The organism is Niastella sp. (assembly GCF_045805085.1).
Taxonomy (GTDB): domain Bacteria; phylum Bacteroidota; class Bacteroidia; order Chitinophagales; family Chitinophagaceae; genus Niastella.
This window is the reverse complement of sequence record NZ_JBJMLX010000042.1, coordinates 1-1,901: the sequence shown is the minus strand read 5'-3', so window position 1 is coordinate 1,901 and position 1,901 is coordinate 1. Positions and strand designations below refer to the sequence as shown.

Below are 1,901 nucleotides of genomic sequence, written 5' to 3'. Positions count from 1 at the left end.
CCACCACTACTTATACTTTTACCCCAACAGCAGGGCAGTGTGCAACAACGGCAACATTGACAATTACCGTTAATCCAAACATAACGCCGACCTTCAATGCAGTGGCTCCAATTTGTTCGGGAACTACTTTATCGGCGTTGCCTACAACTTCCACCAATGGTATTACGGGAACCTGGTCGCCTGCTTTGGATAACACGATGACCACAACTTACACGTTTACCCCAACGGCTGGGCAGTGTGCTACGACGGCTACGCTGACAATCACAGTTAATCCGAACATTACGCCAACATTTACAGCCGTTGCTCCGATCTGTTCGGGAGCTACTTTGTCAGCGTTACCAACAACATCCAATAACGGGATCACCGGTTCATGGTCTCCGGCGCTCAACAACACAGCCACCACTACTTATACCTTTACCCCAACAGCAGGGCAGTGTGCGACGACGGCTACATTGATAATTACCGTCAATCCGAATATTACTCCGACGTTTAACGCGGTGGCTCCGATCTGTTCCGGAGCTACTTTGTCAGCGCTGCCAACTACATCGAATAATGGTATTACAGGAACCTGGGGTCCTGCGCTCAACAACACAGCTACTACTACTTATACGTTTACTCCAACAGCCGGGCAATGTGCGACGACAGCGACGTTGACTATTACCGTTAATCCAAATATTACTCCGGTGTTTAATGCGGTGGCTCCGATATGTTCAGGAGCCACTTTGTCGGCATTGCCAACTACTTCCAATAATGGCATCACCGGAACCTGGTCACCTGCTTTGGATAATACAACTACCACTACTTATACCTTTACCCCAACAGCCGGACAGTGTGCTACAACGACTACACTGACTATTACAGTCAATCCGAACATTACGCCGACGTTCACAGCCGTTGCTCCAATCTGTTCGGGCGCGACTTTGTCAGCGCTGCCAACTACATCTAATAATGGGATTACCGGAACCTGGTCACCGGCACTCAATAATACAGCTACTACTACTTATACTTTTACCCCAACAGCCGGACAGTGTGCTACTACTACGACGCTGACTATTACAGTCAATCCGAATATTACGCCGACGTTTAATGCAGTGGCTCCAATTTGTTCGGGCGCGACTTTGTCAGCGCTGCCAACTACATCTAATAATGGGATTACCGGAACCTGGTCCCCTGCACTCAATAATACGGCCACGACTACTTATACTTTTACCCCAACAGCAGGGCAGTGTGCAACAACGGCTACGTTGACAATTACAGTCAATCCGAACATAACGCCAACCTTCAATGCAGTGGCTCCGATATGTTCGGGAGCTACTTTGTCGGCGCTGCCAACTACATCGACTAATGGTATTACGGGAACCTGGTCACCGGCACTCAATAATACAGCTACTACTACTTATACCTTTACACCAACAGCAGGGCAGTGTGCAACAACGACTACATTAACTATTACAGTCAATCCGAACATTACGCCAACCTTTACAGCCATTGCTCCAATCTGTTCAGGGGCTACTTTGTCGGCATTGCCTACAACTTCCACTAATGGTATTACAGGAACCTGGGCTCCAGCTTTGGATAATACGGCTACCACAACGTATACTTTTACCCCAACAGCCGGGCAGTGTGCGACAACGACAACGCTTACTATTACTGTCAATCCGAACATTACGCCAACCTTCAATGCAGTGGCTCCAATTTGTTCGGGAACTACTTTATCGGCGTTGCCTACAACTTCGACTAATGGTATTACGGGAACCTGGTCGCCTGCTTTGGACAACACCGCCACCACTACTTATACCTTTACCCCAACAGCCGGGCAGTGTGCTACCACGACAACGCTTACTATTACTGTCAATCCGAACATTACGCCTACGTTCACAGCCGTTGCACCGATCTGCGCT

At 48.7% G+C, this 1,901-nt stretch carries 1 protein-coding gene and 1 pseudogene; one reads left to right on the top strand and one right to left on the bottom strand.

Annotated elements, in window-relative coordinates; translation table 11 throughout:
• Nucleotides 1-10 precede the first annotated feature (10 nt).
• The gene (locus ACJ751_RS01880; protein WP_407743678.1) at nucleotides 11-205 is read right to left on the bottom strand and encodes a hypothetical protein; all 195 of its coding nucleotides are present in this window, start codon (nucleotides 203-205) and stop codon (nucleotides 11-13) included.
• On the opposite strand from ACJ751_RS01880, the pseudogene ACJ751_RS01875 reads away from it, so the two are divergent.
• Nucleotides 198-1,901: pseudogene (locus ACJ751_RS01875) on the top strand (gliding motility-associated C-terminal domain-containing protein); the annotation flags it as partial. The gene ACJ751_RS01880 and the pseudogene ACJ751_RS01875 overlap by 8 nt on opposite strands.